The 15,446-nt window shown below is 70.3% G+C and carries 16 protein-coding genes; 8 read left to right on the top strand and 8 right to left on the bottom strand.

Annotation, left to right across the window (positions count from 1 at the left end; translation table 11 throughout):
- Window positions 1-190 precede the first annotated feature (190 nt).
- Window positions 191-1,069, bottom strand: coding sequence for a TauD/TfdA dioxygenase family protein (locus ACO073_RS23430; RefSeq protein WP_422000758.1), 879 nt, complete (start codon window positions 1,067-1,069; stop codon window positions 191-193).
- A 105-nt stretch (window positions 1,070-1,174) separates the two neighbouring features.
- Between ACO073_RS23430 and ACO073_RS23435 the strand changes: the two genes are divergently transcribed.
- Together ACO073_RS23435 and ACO073_RS23440 are read left to right on the top strand one after the other, a co-directional pair.
- Complete coding sequence (locus ACO073_RS23435; RefSeq protein ID WP_422000760.1) at window positions 1,175-1,951, top strand: NAD kinase; 777 nt, start codon at window positions 1,175-1,177, stop codon at window positions 1,949-1,951.
- On the top strand, window positions 1,948-3,039 hold the full coding sequence (locus ACO073_RS23440) for an AbrB family transcriptional regulator (RefSeq protein ID WP_422000762.1): 1,092 nt from the start codon (window positions 1,948-1,950) through the stop codon (window positions 3,037-3,039). The genes ACO073_RS23435 and ACO073_RS23440 overlap by 4 nt, the downstream gene beginning before the upstream one ends.
- Here ACO073_RS23440 and ACO073_RS23445 read toward each other — a convergent pair.
- From ACO073_RS23445 to ACO073_RS23455, 3 genes are all read right to left on the bottom strand, one after another.
- The gene (locus ACO073_RS23445; protein ID WP_422000764.1) at window positions 3,023-3,838 is read right to left on the bottom strand and encodes an SDR family NAD(P)-dependent oxidoreductase; all 816 of its coding nucleotides are present in this window, start codon (window positions 3,836-3,838) and stop codon (window positions 3,023-3,025) included. The genes ACO073_RS23440 and ACO073_RS23445 overlap by 17 nt on opposite strands.
- Window positions 3,823-4,707, bottom strand: coding sequence for a CobW family GTP-binding protein (locus ACO073_RS23450; RefSeq protein ID WP_422000765.1), 885 nt, complete (start codon window positions 4,705-4,707; stop codon window positions 3,823-3,825). The genes ACO073_RS23445 and ACO073_RS23450 overlap by 16 nt, the downstream gene beginning before the upstream one ends.
- Window positions 4,708-4,774: 67 nt before the next feature.
- Window positions 4,775-6,406, bottom strand: a complete 1,632-nt coding sequence (locus ACO073_RS23455) for an amidohydrolase (protein ID WP_422000766.1) — start codon at window positions 6,404-6,406, stop codon at window positions 4,775-4,777.
- 110 nt (window positions 6,407-6,516) lie between these two features.
- On the opposite strand from ACO073_RS23455, the gene ACO073_RS23460 reads away from it, so the two are divergent.
- Window positions 6,517-7,485: a Bug family tripartite tricarboxylate transporter substrate binding protein gene (locus ACO073_RS23460; protein ID WP_422000768.1), complete on the top strand. Its 969-nt coding sequence runs from the start codon at window positions 6,517-6,519 to the stop codon at window positions 7,483-7,485.
- Between the two features lie 24 nt (window positions 7,486-7,509).
- Here the strand turns inward: ACO073_RS23460 and ACO073_RS23465 are convergent, their stop codons facing one another.
- The 4 genes from ACO073_RS23465 to ACO073_RS23480 all read right to left on the bottom strand — a co-directional run bounded on the left by ACO073_RS23465 (window position 7,510) and on the right by ACO073_RS23480 (window position 11,735).
- A complete protein-coding gene (locus ACO073_RS23465) occupies window positions 7,510-8,010 on the bottom strand; it encodes a DUF2165 family protein (protein WP_422000770.1) in 501 nt (166 codons plus the stop codon).
- An 8-nt stretch (window positions 8,011-8,018) separates the two neighbouring features.
- On the bottom strand, window positions 8,019-9,374 hold the full coding sequence (locus ACO073_RS23470; RefSeq protein ID WP_422000771.1) for an MFS transporter: 1,356 nt from the start codon (window positions 9,372-9,374) through the stop codon (window positions 8,019-8,021).
- Window positions 9,375-9,462: 88 nt separating this feature from the next.
- Complete coding sequence (locus tag ACO073_RS23475) at window positions 9,463-10,122, bottom strand: dienelactone hydrolase family protein (RefSeq protein WP_422000773.1); 660 nt, start codon at window positions 10,120-10,122, stop codon at window positions 9,463-9,465.
- Window positions 10,123-10,214: 92 nt separating this feature from the next.
- Window positions 10,215-11,735 carry an AMP-binding protein gene (locus ACO073_RS23480; protein WP_422000775.1) on the bottom strand — a complete coding sequence of 507 codons (1,521 nt, stop codon included), beginning with the start codon at window positions 11,733-11,735 and terminating at the stop codon, window positions 10,215-10,217.
- Window positions 11,736-11,783: 48 nt separating this feature from the next.
- On the opposite strand from ACO073_RS23480, the gene ACO073_RS23485 reads away from it, so the two are divergent.
- The 5 genes from ACO073_RS23485 (at window position 11,784) to ACO073_RS23505 (ending at window position 15,425) form a co-directional block, all read left to right on the top strand.
- On the top strand, window positions 11,784-12,920 hold the full coding sequence (locus ACO073_RS23485) for an NAD(P)/FAD-dependent oxidoreductase (RefSeq protein ID WP_422000777.1): 1,137 nt from the start codon (window positions 11,784-11,786) through the stop codon (window positions 12,918-12,920).
- A gap of 116 nt (window positions 12,921-13,036) precedes the next feature.
- Complete coding sequence (locus tag ACO073_RS23490; RefSeq protein ID WP_422000778.1) at window positions 13,037-13,270, top strand: hypothetical protein; 234 nt, start codon at window positions 13,037-13,039, stop codon at window positions 13,268-13,270.
- 225 nt (window positions 13,271-13,495) lie between these two features.
- Entirely contained in the window at window positions 13,496-13,717 is a 222-nt protein-coding gene (locus ACO073_RS23495; RefSeq protein WP_422000780.1) for a hypothetical protein, read from the top strand.
- Between the two features lie 86 nt (window positions 13,718-13,803).
- Window positions 13,804-14,634, top strand: a complete 831-nt coding sequence (locus ACO073_RS23500; RefSeq protein WP_422000782.1) for a DUF692 domain-containing protein — start codon at window positions 13,804-13,806, stop codon at window positions 14,632-14,634.
- Window positions 14,631-15,425: a DNA-binding domain-containing protein gene (locus ACO073_RS23505; RefSeq protein ID WP_422000784.1), complete on the top strand. Its 795-nt coding sequence runs from the start codon at window positions 14,631-14,633 to the stop codon at window positions 15,423-15,425. Before ACO073_RS23500 ends, ACO073_RS23505 begins: the two co-directional genes overlap by 4 nt.
- Window positions 15,426-15,446: the final 21 nt, after the last annotated feature.

Here is a 15,446-nt window from a genome sequence, read left to right on the forward strand (position 1 = left end):
TGCTGATCGGATCGGGAACGCCCTGGATGTAGCCGGTCATCGCGCGGTAGGTCGCCCGCTCGCTCGCATCGGATGGGTTGCCGGCCCCACGCGTCGAACAGGTGAGCCGACACCAGGCACGCAAACGATCGGATGTGCTTCAGGCCAAGAGCCTGATTTATTCAGGATGCGTGCGGATGGTCGACCAGGGCTAGTGAACCACCGGCGGCCGGACCTCGCCGAGGCCATCGGCGTCGGTCGCCGAGATGGTGGTCCGGATCATGGACCGTTCCCTGGTGTAGTCCCACGGCCGGCCGCGATGGAGCATCGCCCGGTTGTCCCACATCACCGCGTCGCCCTGCCGCCACCGGTGGACGTAGACGAACTCGCGCCGCGTCGCCTCGTCGAGCAGCTCGGCCAGGAGCTGGCGGGCGTCGCGATCGTCCATGCCGTCGATGGCGTAGGCATGGCTCGCCACGTAGAGCGCGCGGCGGTCGTTGGCCGGGTTGCGCCAGTTCAGCCGCCAGCGCACCGGCGGCAGCGCGCGCCGCTCCTCGGCATTGGCGAGGTCGGGATGGATCTGGTCGCGGCTGTTGGCATAGGAATGGGTCGCCACCGCGTCCCGGAGCCTCGCCTGCAGGTCGCCGGGCAAGCGGTCCCAGGCCAGCCGGGTCGAGGTGAACTCGGTGTCGCCGCCCTCGCCCGGCAGCACCCGGGCGGTCAGCACGGAGGCGAGCGCCGGGATCTTCTTGAACGACGAATCGGTGTGCCAGAGGGCGTTGGCCTGGGCGATCCGCACCTGGCGGTGGTCGGGCGGCACGATCTCGCCCTTCTCTCCGAGGTTGGTCAGCCGGGAGTAGAAGCTGCCGGCGCCGACCGAGGCGACCTTGGTGAGCTCGAGCGGCCCGAAGGCGCGGCTGAAGGCGACCTGGACGTCGTCGGCGATCGGCTGGTCGCGGAAGACCAGCAGCGAATGGTCCTCGAAGGCGGCGCGCACGGCCTTGTAGGCCTCGGCATCGGTGGCGACGTCGAGCAGGCCGACGCCCCTCACCTCGACCCCGAAGCCCGGGCCCAGCGGAACCAGCTCCATCGCGTTCCTCCTTGTCCTTCTTGTCCTTGCAGCGAATTTATCGCACCGGGCCCGCGGGCGGCTATAGTACGAATCTTGCAAGCCCCGTCTGCGCAGATCGCCCGAATGCCATCCCCCTCCGCTCCCCGTCTGGCGTTCGTGTGCGCCGCCACCCCGGCCGCCCGCGCCGCCCGCGCCCGGCTGGAGGGCCGCTTCGGCGCCGCCAAGCCGGCGGAGGCCGACATCATCGTGGCCCTGGGCGGCGACGGACTGATGCTGCAGACCCTGCATCGCAACATGCGCCGGCGCACGCCGATCTACGGCATGAACCTCGGCACGATCGGCTTCCTGATGAACACCTACAAGGAAGCCGGGCTGCTGGCGCGGCTGCGCCGGGCGCGCGAGGTGATCCTCAATCCGCTGCGCATGCTGGCCGTCAACACGCACGGGCGGAAGTTCGACATCATGGCCATCAACGAGGTGTCGCTGCTGCGCTCCAGCCGCCAGACCGCGCGCATCGCGGTCGCCGTCGACGGCCGCAACCGCCTGCCCGACCTCTACTGCGACGGCATCCTGGTGGCGACGCCCGCCGGCTCGACGGCCTACAACCTCTCGGCCCATGGCCCGATCCTGCCGCTGGGCGCCGGCCTGCTGGCCCTCACGCCGATCAACGCCTTCCGGCCGCGGCGCTGGCGGGGCGCGCTGCTGCCGCGCCATTCCACCGTCGAGCTCACGGTGCTCGACCCGCGCAAGCGGCCGGTGGCGGCGGCGGCCGATTCGGTCGAGATCGCCAATGTCGCCAGGGTGACGGTCACCGAGGCGCCGGACGCCGCGCTGACCCTGCTGTTCGATCCCGAGCACGACCTCGAGGAGCGCATCCTCAAGGAGCAGTTCGACCCTTGAGCGACAGCGAGAAGGTCGTTCCCCTCACCCGCGAGAAGAAGCACATCATCGGCCACGAGGGCTGGATGCCCCTGGCGCTGGCCCTGTCGATCGGCACGGCGGGCGGCTTCGTCTTCGACTGGCTGCGCATGCCGCTGGCCTGGATGCTGGGTGCCTGCGTCTTCTCGACCATCGCCGCCTTCGCCGGCCTGCGCATCGGCATGCGCATCCGTCTGCGCCAGGGCATGGTGATCATCCTGGGCGTCCTGCTGGGCTCGGGATTCACGCCCGAGCTCGTGCATCAGCTCGGCAAGTGGGCGGTGAGCCTCTGCGTGCTGACCGGCATGACCATGACCGGCGCGACGCTCAGCTACTTCTGGTTCCGCCGCTTCACCCTGTGGGACAAGGTCACCTGCTACTTCGCCGCCATGCCGGGCGGGCTGAACGACATGACCATCCTGGGTGGCGCGATGGGCGGCCAGGAGCGGGCGATCGCGCTCGCCCATGCGCTGCGCATCCTGACCGTCGTGCTCACCATCCCCTTCTGGTACCGGCTGATGAACGGCGCGCAGACCAGCGTGCTCGCCATGCCGCATCCGGTGCACAACGAGTGGCGCGACTGGGCCGTGCTGATCGCCTGCGGCGTAGCCGGCGCCGCGCTCGGCCGCCTGCTGCGGCTGCCGGCGGCCTTCATGATGGGGCCGATGCTGCTGAGCGGCGCCGCCCATCTCGCCGGCCTCACCGCGTCGAAGCCGCCGGGCGAGCTGGTGGCGGCCGCCCAGGTCGTGGTCGGCTGCGGCATCGGCTGCCGCTTCGTCGGCTCGGCGCTCGACCAGCTGCACCGCGAGGTCGGCGCATCGATCGGCGCGGCCGTCCTGCTGATCGCCTGCGCCGTCGGCTTCGCCGAGATCACCCATGCGCTGACCGGCCTCAGCCTCGACGCGACGGTGCTGAGCTACGCCCCCGGCGGCTTCGCCGAGATGAGCCTGATCGGCCTGGCGCTGGGCGTCGAGGTGGCGATGGTGGCAACCCACCACCTGTTCCGCCTGTTCCTGATCATCCTGACCGGCCCGTTCATCTCGCGCTTCGTGCTCACGCGCGGACGGTGATGCCGCCGTCGACCACCAGCAGGTGGCCGTTGACGTAGGCCGCCTCGTCGGAGGCGAGGAAGAGAGCGGCGTTGGCGGTGTCCCAGCCGGTGCCCATCTTGCCGGTCGGCGAGGCGCGGTCGCGGATGGCGATCATCTTGTCGTAGGCCTGGTTGTGGTCCTTCTCGTGGCGGGCGTACTGCTCGGCCAGGAAGTCGATCATCGGCGTGTGCATCAGGCCGGGCAGGATGGCGTTGCAGCGGATGCCCTTGTCGGCGTACTGCGAGGCGATGGCGAGCGTGAGCGAATTCACGGCGCCCTTGCTGGCATTGTAGGCGATGTAGGCGACGCCCTTCGGCGAGCGGATCGAGGCGATCGAGCTCACGTTGACGATGGCGCCCCGGCCCTGCTTCTCCATCACCGGCAGCACGTGCTTGGCGGTCAGGAAGAAGCTCTTCACGTTGACGTCGAACACGAGGTGCCACTCGTCCTCGCTGAGCTCGACCGGGCCGCCGGTCGAGCCGATGCCGACATTGTTGTCCAGGATGTCGACGCGCCCCCAGGTCGACAGGCAGAGGTCGACCACCGCCTTCACGTCGGCGTTCTTCGAGGAATCGGCCTCGCAGACGATCGCCTCGCCGCCTTCCTTGGCGATCAGGCCCGCCGTCTCCTCGGCCGCGGCGCGCTTTCGGTCGACGCACAGCACCTTGGCGCCCTCGCGCGCGAAGGTGACGGCGGTGCACTTGCCGTTGCCCCAGCCGGGACCGCTCGAGCCCGCGCCCACCACGATCGCCACCTTGTCCTTCAACCGGCCAGCCATGTCGTTCCCTCCGTTGGCAGGGACCCTAGCATGGGCCTGAGGCCGAGCATCACCAGCCGCGAGGGCTCGCTTTCGCGCCACGGTTCGTCGTCCGCGATGTCGAGGCGGCGGCCGACCTGGTGGACGACGGCGCGGCGCTCCGGCGCGTCGGCGAAGCGCACGATACCCTTGGCCCGCAGCACGCCCTCGGTGCGCAGCAGGTCGAGCACGAGGGCGCGCTCGACCGGCTCCGGCCATTCGTAGGACCAGCTCGCGAACGGCTCCGACGGGTCGGACGCCGCCGCCGCGCCATGACGCTCCAGGCCGAACAGAAGGCCAAGCGGCACGTCGGCGTGCCGCGCCTCGAGCAGGGGCGCCGGCGACCGCGCCGCCAGGAAGGCGCGCAGCCCACCGATGTCGGCCGCGAGATCGAGCTTGTTCAGCACCAGCAGGTCGGCGGCGGCGAGCTGGCGGGCGATCGTGTCGCCGACGCGGCGGTCGGCGGCGCGCTCGCGGACGGTCTCGGCGTCAATGACCACGATCACGCCGTCGCGCACGAGCCGCGGATCGAGCACGCCGAGATCGGCGATGCGGGCCGGATCGGCGACGCCCGAGGCCTCGACCACGACATGGTCGAAGCGCTCGGGCCGCTCCAGCAGCGCGAGCAGCGTCGCCACCAGCGAATCGCCGATGGTGCAGCAGAGGCAGCCGTTGGCCAGCGCGACCGTGTCGCCGCCATGGTCGGCGACCAGCCGGCCGTCGATGTCGAGGGCGCCGAAATCGTTCACCAGCACGGCGAAGCGCCGGCCGCCCGCGCCGCGCAGCAGGCGGTTCAGCAGGGTCGTCTTGCCGGCGCCGAGGAAGCCGCCGATGACGGTGAAGGGGATCATTGGAGCGCGGACCTCCAGGTCCGCTCATGCTCATGAAGCGGACCTGGCGGTCCGCGCTCCGCAGAGGTCACCGCGGCGCCTCGAAGACCTTGCCGCCCAGCACCGTGCCCCACACGGCGACGTCCTTCAGCTTCTCCGGCGCGGCCGACAGCGGATCGTCATCGAGGATGGCGAAGTCGGCGCGCTTGCCGACGTCGATGCTGCCCAGTTCCTCGTCGAGCTTGAGCGTGTAGGCAGCGCCCAGCGTGACGGCGCGCAGCGCGTCGGCGACGGAGATCTTCTCGGCCTCGCCCAGGGTGCGGCCCGAGGCGGTCAGGCGGTTGACGGCACACCAGGCGGTGAACAGCGGCCCGATCGGCGTCACCGGCGCGTCGCAGTGGATGGCGAAGGGCACGCCGGTGGCGAGCGCCGTGCCGCAGGCATCCATGCGCTCGGCGCGCTCGGGGCCCAGCGTCTTCGCGTAGTGGATGTCGCCCCAGTAGTAGAGGTGGTTGGCGAACAGGTTGGCGCACATGCCCAGCGCCTTCATGCGGCGGAACTGGCTGGCATCGGCCATCTGCGCATGCTGCAGCGTGTGGCGATGGTCCCAGCGCGGCGTCGCCATCAGCGCCCGCTCGACCGCCTCGATCGCGACCTCGGAGGATTCGTCGCCGTTGGTGTGGATGTGGACCTGGAAGCCGGCGCGGTGCCAGGCCGAGAGGATCCGGTCGATATCGTCGGGGCCGACGTTCCACACGCCGTTGGGCGTGCCGTCGTAGTAGCCCGGCCAGCGCATGCGCGCCGACAGGCCCTGGATCGAACCGTCGGTCACGATCTTCACGAGCTGGAAGCGCAGCTTGTCGTTGTTCTTCTTCATCAGCCCCTGCAGGCGCGGGATGCCCTGGTCGGGCGGCACCGAGGCGGCGGCAAAGGCCGGCAGCAGCCGGATCGGGAAGTCGTCGGAGGCGCTGGCGCGCAGGTAGCCCTCGACCGTGCTCTCGGGCAGCTCGTTGTGCAGGTCGGTCGCCGTCGTGACGCCGGCGAGCTGGGCCACCCTGGCGAAGCGCCACACCGCCTGCTCGTCGGACAGGACGGCGGCGATCTCCACGCCGGCAGCGCGGTAGGCCATGTACTTGGCGGCGATCTCCTGCAGCTCGCCGTTGGGCTCGCCGCTCGCGTCCTTGACGATGCCGTGGACGTTGGTGCTGCGGGTGATGCCGGCCTTGGCCAGCACCGGCGTGTTGGCGTTCAGCACATGGAAGTTCGAATGGACGACCAGCACCGGCCGGTCGGTCGACACCTTGTCGAGGTCGCCGCGATCCATGCGCCGGCCGCCGAAGTAGATCGGGTCGAAGCCCCAGGCCATCATCGAGGCGCCCGGCGCCAGGGTCTTCTCGTGCGCCTGCAGCGCGGCCACCACCTCGTCGATGTTCTTCAGCCCCTTGAAACGCGTGCCGTCGGGCGCGATGCGGTCGAAGTAGCCGACATAGGGGAACTTCCAGACGCCGCCTTCATAGGCGTGGCTGTGGCCCTCGACGAAGCCCGGCAGGATCACCTTGTCGGCGAAGCGGTCGTCGACCTCGAGCTTGCCCCAGCCCCGGAGCTCGTCCAGCGAGCCCGCCCCCAGGATGCGGCCGTCGCGCACCGCGACGTGGGTCACCGAGGGCCGGTTGGGGTTCATGGTGAGGATGCGGCGGGCGGAATAGACGACGGTGGTCACGGATCGACGCTCTTTCACAGGGGGTGCATGCAGGCCGCCACCTTAACACAAGGCTGGCGGGTTGCCGGGCGCCGTGAAATGCTCGCGGCAACAATCGGAGGAAACGAACAATGCGTCGCCGTGCTTTCACCGCGGGGGGCCTGGCCGCCCTTGCCGGGCCAACGCTTGCGGCGCCGGCCGTCGCCCAGGCCTGGCCGAGCAAGCCGCTCCGCATGGTCATCCCCTATCCGCCCGGCGGCCCGTCCGACGTGTCGACCCGCATCGTCATGGACCGCGCTGCCCAGAGCCTCGGCCAGCCGGTCGTGTTCGACAACAAGGGCGGCGCCTCGGGTATGATCGGCGCGGAGTTCGTCAAGAACCAGCCGGTCGACAACCACACCTTCCTGACGACGACGACCGCGATGGTGTGCATCACCCGGCACCTGCAGGCGATCCCCTTCGATCCCGACAAGGACTTCGTCCCGGTGTCGCGTATGTGCACCTCGTGGGGCGTGTTCGCCATCCATCCCTCTGTGCCGGCGCGCTCGGTCGCGGAGTTCGTGGCCTACGCCAAGGCCAACCCGGGCAAGGTCAATTTCGGCTCGGCCGGGCTCGCCACCATCACCCACCTGTTCGGCGAGATGCTGCAGCTCGAGGCCGGGATCAGGATGACCCACGTGCCCTATCGCGGCAGCGCGCCGGCGACCAATGCCCTGCTCGCGGGCGAGATCCAGGCCCAGTTCGACCAGACCTGCCTGCCCCACATCAAGGCGGGCAAGCTGGTCGGGCTCGCCATGCTGGGCGAGGTCCGCCACCCGGACTTCCCCGACATCCCGACCCTGCGCGAGCAAGGCTACGGCAAGGAGGACGGCGAGTCCTGGTTCGGCATCCTGGCGCCGACCGGCACCTCGCCCGACGTCGTGGCGCGGCTCGACAAGGCGATCTCCGAGGCGGTGGGCTCGCCGGAGACGATCGAGAAGCTGCACAAGGGCGGCTGCCGCGTCACCTATCTCGACCCGGCCGCCTTCCGCAGCCGCATCGACACCGAGACGGCGATGTTCGGCAAGATCATCAAGGCGGGCGACATCAAGGTGCAGTAGCGGACCGGCCGCCGGCGCCGGCTGTCAGGAATCGAGCTCGGCGTCCGGCTGCCCGACGAAGATGCCGACCGCGAGCAGGGTCATGTAGAAACGGAAGGCGGCCTCCTGGCCGTTCCAGGTCTTCGACTGCCACATCAGGAACCACTCGCCGCCCACCACCATGAAGCCGGTGAACCACAGCAGGAAGCCCAGCCCGACGCCGATGGCGACGGGCCGCTTGGCCGCCTGGAACAGCGCCGCGGGCGACCGCCGTGCCCGCAGCAGGACGAGCGCTGCATAAGCGAGAACGATCCCGACCGCGGCTTCGGTCGCGATGATGGCGGCATAGGCCGCCGTCCAGAGCGTCGGCGACCGGATGGCGCGGTCCCGCAGGACATTGTCGGGGAAGGTCGTGTCCATGCTGAGCGTGTGCTGCACGAACGCGTAGTTCGAACCGTAGTCGGCAATGTTGTCGTAGGCGACGATCAGGGCGAACAGGGCGACCGACGCCACCATCGCCGTCTTCATGAGGCGGACCGCAAGCATGGCCGACCTTATCGCCGTGCCCAGGCGCGCGGAACCGCGAGCGACAGGACGAGGGCCGCCAGCAGGCCGCCGCCGGCCACCAGGAAGGCGTAGCGATAGCCGGCGAGGAAGCCTTCCAGTCCGGTGAGGCCGGCCGCGCCGGCGGCCTGAAGGGCGGTCAGCACCGAGGCGCCGCTCACGATGCCGAGCGTGCGCGTCAGCAGGGCGAGGCTGCCGGCGACGCCACGGTCGCGCGCCGACAGGGTTGCCGTCACGATGTCTGTGTAGGCCACGGTCAGTAGCCCCTGCCCCAGCCCTTCGAGAACGAGCAGCCCGGCGACCACGGCCAGCGGCGTGCCGGGCCCGGTGACGGCGAGCGGCAGCAGGCCGAGCCCGACCAGCGCGACGCCGCAGAAGGCCGTCGGCCGCTGGCCAATCCGCGCCACCATCCAGGCCGACAGGGGCGCGCCCGCCAGGCTGCCGGCGAAGGCCAGCGCCAGCACCAGCCCGGCCACGACGGCGGACAGGCCGAGCACGTTCACCAGGTAGTAGGGCGTCAGCAGCAGGATCGCGAACCCCGCCAGGTTCGCCGCCACGTTCATCACGTTGGGGACGGCGAAGGACAGGTCGGCGAACAGGCCGGGCCGGATGATCGGGTCGGCGACGCTGCGGGCGCGCAGGACGTAGGCGGCCAGCAGGACCATCGCGACGGCGAACAGCGCCAGCGTCCAGGCGCCGGGCACCTCGCGCCGCTGCGAGAAGACGAGCGACAGCAGCAGCGTGCTCATGCAGGCGGCGACCAGGACGCCGCCCAGCGCATCGAACGGCCGCGGATCGGGCTTCGGCGAGGGCAGCAGGCCGGACAGCGCGAGCGTCGCGAGCGCGATCGGCACGCGCACCCAGTAGACGGCGGGCCAGCCCCACAGCGCGACCAGGACGCCGCCGAGCAGCGGGCCGACGGCCGAGGCGAGCGACATCGCCATGCCGAAGCCCGCCAGCGCCCGCGTCCGGCGGCTCTCGGGAAAGAGCGAGGTCGCGAGGGCGGGCGTGCAGGACAGCGCCAGCGCCGTGCCGATCCCCTGCCCGGCGCGCGCCCACAGGAACAGCGGCCAGTCCGGCGCGGCGGCGCAGGCCGCGCAGCCGAGGGCGGAGATCACGAGGCCGATGCGGAAGATCAGGCGATGGCCGAACAGGTCGCCCAGCTTGCCGCACACCAGCATCAGGGAGCCGTAGACCAGGACGTAGCAGACGACGAGCCACTGCACGTCGCCGAGCGCCAGCCGGAAGTGGGCGCTGATCGCCGGCAGCGCGACGTTCACCGCGATGTCGAGCGGCGCCAGCGACGCGCCGAGGCCCACGATGACGAGGCCGAAAGCCGGCCTCACGCGGATGTCATGCTCTCCTGGACCGCGAGCCTCCGGCTCGCTCATGAGCCTGAGCGAGCCTGGAGGCTCGCGGTCCGGAAGACCCTGATCAAAGATGCTTACCCAGAAACGCCATCGTGCGGTCCCACGCCGCCTTGGCCGCGGCCGGATCGTAGGCCGGGCTCTTCTCGTTGGCGAAGGCGTGCTGGGCGTCGTAGCGGAAGATCTCGGGCTTGTTGCCACCCGCCGTCATCTTCTTCTCGAAGTCGTTTACCAACTCGGGCGTGCACCAGTCGTCCGTGTTGGCGAAATGGCCCTGCAGCGGGATCGCGATCTTCGCAGGATCGGCGAGTTGCTCCGGGGGCACGCCGTAAAACGGCACGCCGCAGGCGATGCCGGACACGCGGGCGGCCGCCGCGATGGTGAGGGCGCCGCCCATGCAGAAGCCCATGACGCCGACCTTGCGGCTCATGCCGGCCAGGTGCTTCACCGCCCCGGCGATGTCCTGGTCCGCCGCGCCGACGAAGTCGAGGCCGCTCATCATGTGATTGGCCTCGTCCGGCTTCTGCGTGACGCGGCCCTTGTAGAGGTCGGGCGCCAATGCGTTGTAGCCCGCCGCGGCGAAGCGGTCGGCCACGCCCTTGATCTGGTCGTTCAGGCCCCACCATTCCTGCAGGACCACGATGCCGGGCTTCCCGCTGCCGGCCTCGGCCAGGTAGCCTTTGCAGGTGGACCCGTCGGGACGCTTGAAGTCGATCATGCCGGCCATGGCGTTTCCTTCTTCCTGCTGGGGGCGCGCCACTCCGTGGCGCGATCTTGCTGCTTCGACGAAGACGCGCGACCGGAGTCGCGCGCCCCAGCCTAGAGCAGCTTCCTGAGCTCCGTCTTGAGAATCTTGCCGTAGTTGTTCTTGGGCAGGGCCTCGACGAACCTGTAGTCCTTCGGCCGCTTGAAGCGGGCGACGTTGTCGAGGCAGAGGCGGTCGAGCTCGGCCGGCCCGAGCGCCTGGCCGTCGCGCGCCACGACGAAGGCCACGACCTCCTCGCCCCATTCGGGATGCGGCCGGCCGACCACCGAGCATTCGGCGACGGCGGGATGAAGGTTCAGAACGTCTTCGATCTCGCGCGGGTAGATGTTGGAGCCGCCGGAGATGATCATGTCCTTCGAGCGGTCCTTCAGCGTCAGCAGCCCCTCCTCGTCGAAGGCGCCGACGTCGCCGGTCCACAGCCACCCCCGGCGCAGCGAGCGGGCGGTCGCCTCGGGATCGTTCCAGTAGCCGGCCATCACCGTGTCGCCCTTGACGATGATCTCGCCGACCTCGCCCGCGGGCAGCGACCGGCCCTCCCCGTCGACCACCTTCACCGACACGCAGGAATCCGCCCGACCGGCCGAGGCCAGCCGCTGCTCCCAGCGCGGATGGGCGCGATCGGCGTGCATCTCGCGGCTGAGATGGGTGATGGTCATCGGGCTCTCGCCCTGGCCGTAGAGCTGGGCGAGCTTGTCGCCCAGGAGGTCGAGGGCGCGCTTGAGGTCGGCGACGTACATCGGCGCGCCGCCGTAGCTCACCAGCCGGAGCGAGTCGGGCCGGAGATCCGACACGCTGCCGTGCTCGATCAGGCGCTTCACCATGGTGGGCGCGAGGAAGAGGCTGCACGGCGGCCAGCGATTCATCAGCGCGACGGTCTCGGGCACCTCGTACTTGCCGCTCTCGGGGAAGACCTGTACGGCGCCGCGCGTCAGCAGCGGGAAGCTCCACAGTCCCGAGCCGTGGCTGATCGGTGCGGCGTGGAGGATCGAGCCGCCGGGTGGCGGCCGGTCCACGTCGGCGAAATAGTTCAGCGTCATGGCGAGCAGGTTGCGATGCGTCAGGGTGGCGCCCTTGGGCCGCCCGGTTGTGCCCGACGTGTAGAACAGCCAGGCCGGATCGGTCGGCTCGGCCTCGGCGAGATCCACGGGATCGCCCACCTCCATGAAGCCGTAGGAGCGGGTCGTGACGTCGACGATCTCCTTCAGCGCCGGCGCCTCGCGTGCCGCCTCGGCGATGGTCGTGGCGAGGTCGGGCGTCACGAAGCAGAGCCTGGCGCCCGAATTCTCGAGGATGAAGGCGAACTCGCGGGCGTGCAGCTTGGCATTCATCGGCACGGCGCAGAGCCCGGCGTGCCAGATCGCGTACATGACCTCGATCGCCTCGACGCAGTTGGTCATGGCGAAGGCCACGCGATCGCCGCGCGCCAGGCCGAAGCGGCCGGTGAGATGCATGCTCATCACCGAGGCCTTGCGCCACAGCTCGCGGTAGGTGAGGTGCACGGCCTCGCCGCGCGCCAGCGCCGGCAGGTCGCGGAACTCGCGGGCCGAGCCCAGCAGGAGATGGGCGATGTTCATGGCGGTCGACTATTGCAGCCCGCGCGAGCCCCGCGCAATGTGCCGGCCATGCAAGCGTATGATTTCGCCGTCGTCGGCGCCGGCATCGCCGGGGTTTCCGCCGCCTACCACCTCGCGCCGCGGGCGCGCACCGTCATCCTCGAGCGCGAGACCGTGCCGGCCTACCACACGACCGGACGGTCGGCGGCGCTGCACTCCGAGACCTACGGCAGCGCCGAGATCCGCGCCATCACCGTGGCGTCGGGCCGCTTCTACCGCAAGCCGCCGGCCGGCTTCGCCGACCATGCGCTGCTGACGCCGCGCGGCGCGCTGATCGCCGGCCGCGCCGAGCAGGAAGCCGGCCTGCGGAAGGCCGCCGACGAGTATGCGCGCCTGGTGCCGAGCGTGCGCTGGCTGGAACCTGCCGAGGCGCTGCGCCGCCAGCCCCTGCTCAGGCCCGAGACAGCGGCGGGCGGCGCGGTCTTCGAGCCCGAGGCCGACGACATGGACGTGGCCGCGATCCATGGCGGCTTCCTGAAGGGCGCCCGCGCGGCCGGCGCCGACCTTCGGCTCGATGCCGAGGTGGTGGCGCTCGACCGGCGCGACGGGCGCTGGACGATCCGCCTGCGCAACGGCGAGACGATCGAAGCCGGCGTGCTCGTCAACGCCGCCGGCGCCTGGGCCGACGTCCTGGCCGGGCTGGCCGGCGCGCGGCCGGTCGGGCTGGTGCCGAAGCGGCGCACAGCCTTCACCTTCGACGCCCCGTCCGGCCTCGATCTCGCGGGCCTGCCGATGGCGATCGACTTCGACGAGAGCTGGTACGTGAAGCCAGAGGTCGGGCAGTTCCTCGCCTCGCCGGCCGACGAGACGCCGTCGCCGCCGTGCGACGCCCAGCCCGAGGAGATGGACATCGCCATCGCCGTCGACCGCATCGAGACGGCGACGACGCTCGCGATCCGCCGCATCAAGAACAAGTGGGCCGGCCTGCGCAGCTTCGTCGCCGACAAGAACCTCGTGGCAGGCTACGACGCGACGGTCGAGGGCTTCTTCTGGCTGGCCGGCCAAGGCGGCTACGGCATCCAGACGGGCGCCGCCGCCGGACGGCTCGCGGCCAGCCTCGCGCAGGCCAAGGGGCTGCCGGCCGACCTCGCCGAGCTCGGCGTGCGCGAAGCGGCGCTGTCGCCGGCACGCTTCACGCAGGGGTGATCGGGCGTTCACGGTCCATCGCCAAGCGCTGACTTTCCGGCATCGGCGGCGAGGGGCATGATCGCGGCGCAGCGCCGCCGTGTCGCGCGCTGCCACCGAGCCAAGGGAGATTGCACATGACCAGGAAGACGCTGATCGCCACTGCCGCCGCCGTGTTCGCCGCCGGAAGCTTCGCGACGGCCGCACATGCCGGCGTGAAGTGCACGGGCGTGAACTCGTGCAAGGGCACCAGCGCCTGCAAGACGGGTTCGTCGGCCTGCAAGGGCCAGAACGCCTGCAAGGGCCAAGGCTGGACCGAGACGACCGATGTCGTCTCCTGCACCACCCGGGGCGGCAAGGTCATCCAGTAAGGCCGCCGCGCCCTTTCCGATCGAGGCGTCGCGCCCGGCCGCGGCGCCTTTTTTCGTGGCTCCTTCCCGCGTCGTCCGCTTCAGGCGCTACCGGGGAAGGCTCCGAGGTTCGTGTGGATTATTTCATGAATTATGCAATTGCATTCTATATGCAGTCCCTGCCCACAGGGCCATACTTCCTGTGCCGTTCCGCAAGGATACGGAGTCACACAGGGAGAAAAATCGATGAACACAAAGACCATCGTCGCCACGGCCGCCGCCGCCTTCGCCGTCGCGACCTTCTCGACCTCGGCATCGGCCCTGGTCTGCAAGGGCGCCAACGCCTGCAAGGGCCAGAGCGCCTGCAAGGGCGCCTCGAATGCCTGCAAGGGCCAGAACGCCTGCAAGGGCAAGGGCTTCGTCAACACCACGACGTCGCTGGAATGCACCGCGCTGAAGTCGCGCTGATTGCGACCTGACGACGTCCGTCGCCAATCGGGCGCCCGCGGGAAATCGCGGGCGCCCGTTCCTTTCGGGCAGGGTATGATTGCCGCATGAGCACGCCTGTCGATTTCGGCCTCGGGCTCCGCCCCGAGCACTATGAGGAGATCGCCGCCGATCCCGGCCGTGTGAGCTGGTTCGAGGCGTTGTCGGAGAACTACATGGTGCCGGGCGGGATGCCGCTCGACTGGCTGGACCGGATGCGCCGCGACTATCCGATGGCGCTGCATGGCGTGTCGCTGTCGATCGGCTCGATCGACCCGCTCGACCGCGGCTATCTCGACGCGCTGAAGGCGCTGGCCAACCGCGTCGAGCCGATGTGGGTGTCGGACCATCTCTGCTTCACCGGCCTGCGCGGCCAGAACATGCACGATCTGCTGCCGCTGCCCTACACCGAGGAGGCGCTGAACCACGTCACCGAGCGTGTGCTGCAGGTCCAGGACCATCTCGGCCGCCGCCTGGTGCTGGAGAACGTGTCGAGCTACGTCACCTACGCCGCCTCCGAGATGACCGAATGGGACTTCATCGCCGAGCTCGCGAAGCGCGCCGACTGCGAGATCCTGCTCGACGTCAACAACGTCTATGTCAGCGCCTTCAACCACGAGTTCGACGCGCGGGCCTTCCTGCGCGCCATGCCGCGCGAACGGGTGCGCCAGTTCCATCTCGCCGGGCACCTTCACAAGGGCAGCCACATCATCGACACCCACGACCATCCGATCGTGCCCGACGTCTGGTCGCTCTACGAGGAGGCGGTGCGGCTGTTCCCCGGCGTGCCGACCATGATCGAGCGCGACGCCGACATCCCGCCCTACGCCGAGCTGCTGGCCGAGCTCGACATCGCCCGCGGGATCGCCGCCGGCGTCCGCCAGGGCAAGGCGGCGTGAGCACTAATGCGGGCTCGCTGGGCGACCTGCAGCGCGCCTTCCAGGACTACCTGCTCGACCGCGGCGAGGGCTTCCGCGCGGCGGTGCGCGACACCAGCAAGGCCGACCGCGGCACCCTGCTCGACGTCTATCGCGACGGCTATGCGCTGCGCCTGATCGAGGTGCTGACCAACGACTATCCCGGCGTGCTGGCGATGGCGGGCCCGGCCGACTTCGACCGCATGGCGCGCGACTACATTGCCACCCATCCCTCGCACCATCCGTCGGTGCGCTGGTACGGCGCCGGCCTCGCCGACTTCCTGGCGGCGACGGCGCCCTATAGCGCCACGCCGGCGGCGGCCGAGATGGCGCGCTTCGAATGGGCGCTGGGCGAGGCCTTCGATTCGGCCGACGTCGCGGCGATCGGCGCCGAGGCCCTGATGGCCCTGCCGCCCGAGGCCTGGGAAACGCTCCGCTTCACGCCCCTGCCCTCGCTGCAGCAGCACGTCTTCGCCTTCGACGTGCCGCCGGCCTGGCAGCGCCGCGAGGAGGTCGAGGCGGGCGCGCTCGCGGTCGAGGCGACGGCAGAGCCTGTCGCCTGGGCGATCTGGCGGCCCGAGCTCCTGTCCAACTTCCGCTCGCTCGAGCCCGACGAGGCGTCGATGCTCGCGGCACTCGTCGCCGGCAGGACCTTCCCGGACCTGTGCGAGGCCGTGGCCGCCTTCGTGCCCGAGGACGAGGCACCGGCCCGCGCCGCCGGCCTCCTGCGCGCCATGGTCGAGGGCGGCATGATCGCGGGGTTCACTTACTAACCGCCCGCCCCTAAGGTCCCG

This window comes from Reyranella sp., assembly GCF_965229815.1.
In the GTDB taxonomy this organism is placed as follows: domain Bacteria; phylum Pseudomonadota; class Alphaproteobacteria; order Reyranellales; family Reyranellaceae; genus Reyranella.

Excerpts from the sequence above, each read along its gene's own strand:
- ACO073_RS23430 (WP_422000758.1), bottom strand. The coding sequence starts at position 1,069 with ATGGAGCTGGTTCCGCTGGGCCCGGGCTTCGGGGTCGAGGTGAGGGGC.
- ACO073_RS23435 (WP_422000760.1), top strand. The coding sequence starts at position 1,175 with ATGCCATCCCCCTCCGCTCCCCGTCTGGCGTTCGTGTGCGCCGCCACC.
- ACO073_RS23445 (WP_422000764.1), bottom strand. The coding sequence starts at position 3,838 with ATGGCTGGCCGGTTGAAGGACAAGGTGGCGATCGTGGTGGGCGCGGGC.
- ACO073_RS23450 (WP_422000765.1), bottom strand. The coding sequence starts at position 4,707 with ATGATCCCCTTCACCGTCATCGGCGGCTTCCTCGGCGCCGGCAAGACG.
- ACO073_RS23460 (WP_422000768.1), top strand. The coding sequence starts at position 6,517 with ATGCGTCGCCGTGCTTTCACCGCGGGGGGCCTGGCCGCCCTTGCCGGG.
- ACO073_RS23465 (WP_422000770.1), bottom strand. The coding sequence starts at position 8,010 with ATGCTTGCGGTCCGCCTCATGAAGACGGCGATGGTGGCGTCGGTCGCC.
- ACO073_RS23475 (WP_422000773.1), bottom strand. The coding sequence starts at position 10,122 with ATGGCCGGCATGATCGACTTCAAGCGTCCCGACGGGTCCACCTGCAAA.
- ACO073_RS23480 (WP_422000775.1), bottom strand. The coding sequence starts at position 11,735 with ATGAACATCGCCCATCTCCTGCTGGGCTCGGCCCGCGAGTTCCGCGAC.
- ACO073_RS23485 (WP_422000777.1), top strand. The coding sequence starts at position 11,784 with ATGCAAGCGTATGATTTCGCCGTCGTCGGCGCCGGCATCGCCGGGGTT.
- ACO073_RS23490 (WP_422000778.1), top strand. The coding sequence starts at position 13,037 with ATGACCAGGAAGACGCTGATCGCCACTGCCGCCGCCGTGTTCGCCGCC.
- ACO073_RS23495 (WP_422000780.1), top strand. The coding sequence starts at position 13,496 with ATGAACACAAAGACCATCGTCGCCACGGCCGCCGCCGCCTTCGCCGTC.
- ACO073_RS23500 (WP_422000782.1), top strand. The coding sequence starts at position 13,804 with ATGAGCACGCCTGTCGATTTCGGCCTCGGGCTCCGCCCCGAGCACTAT.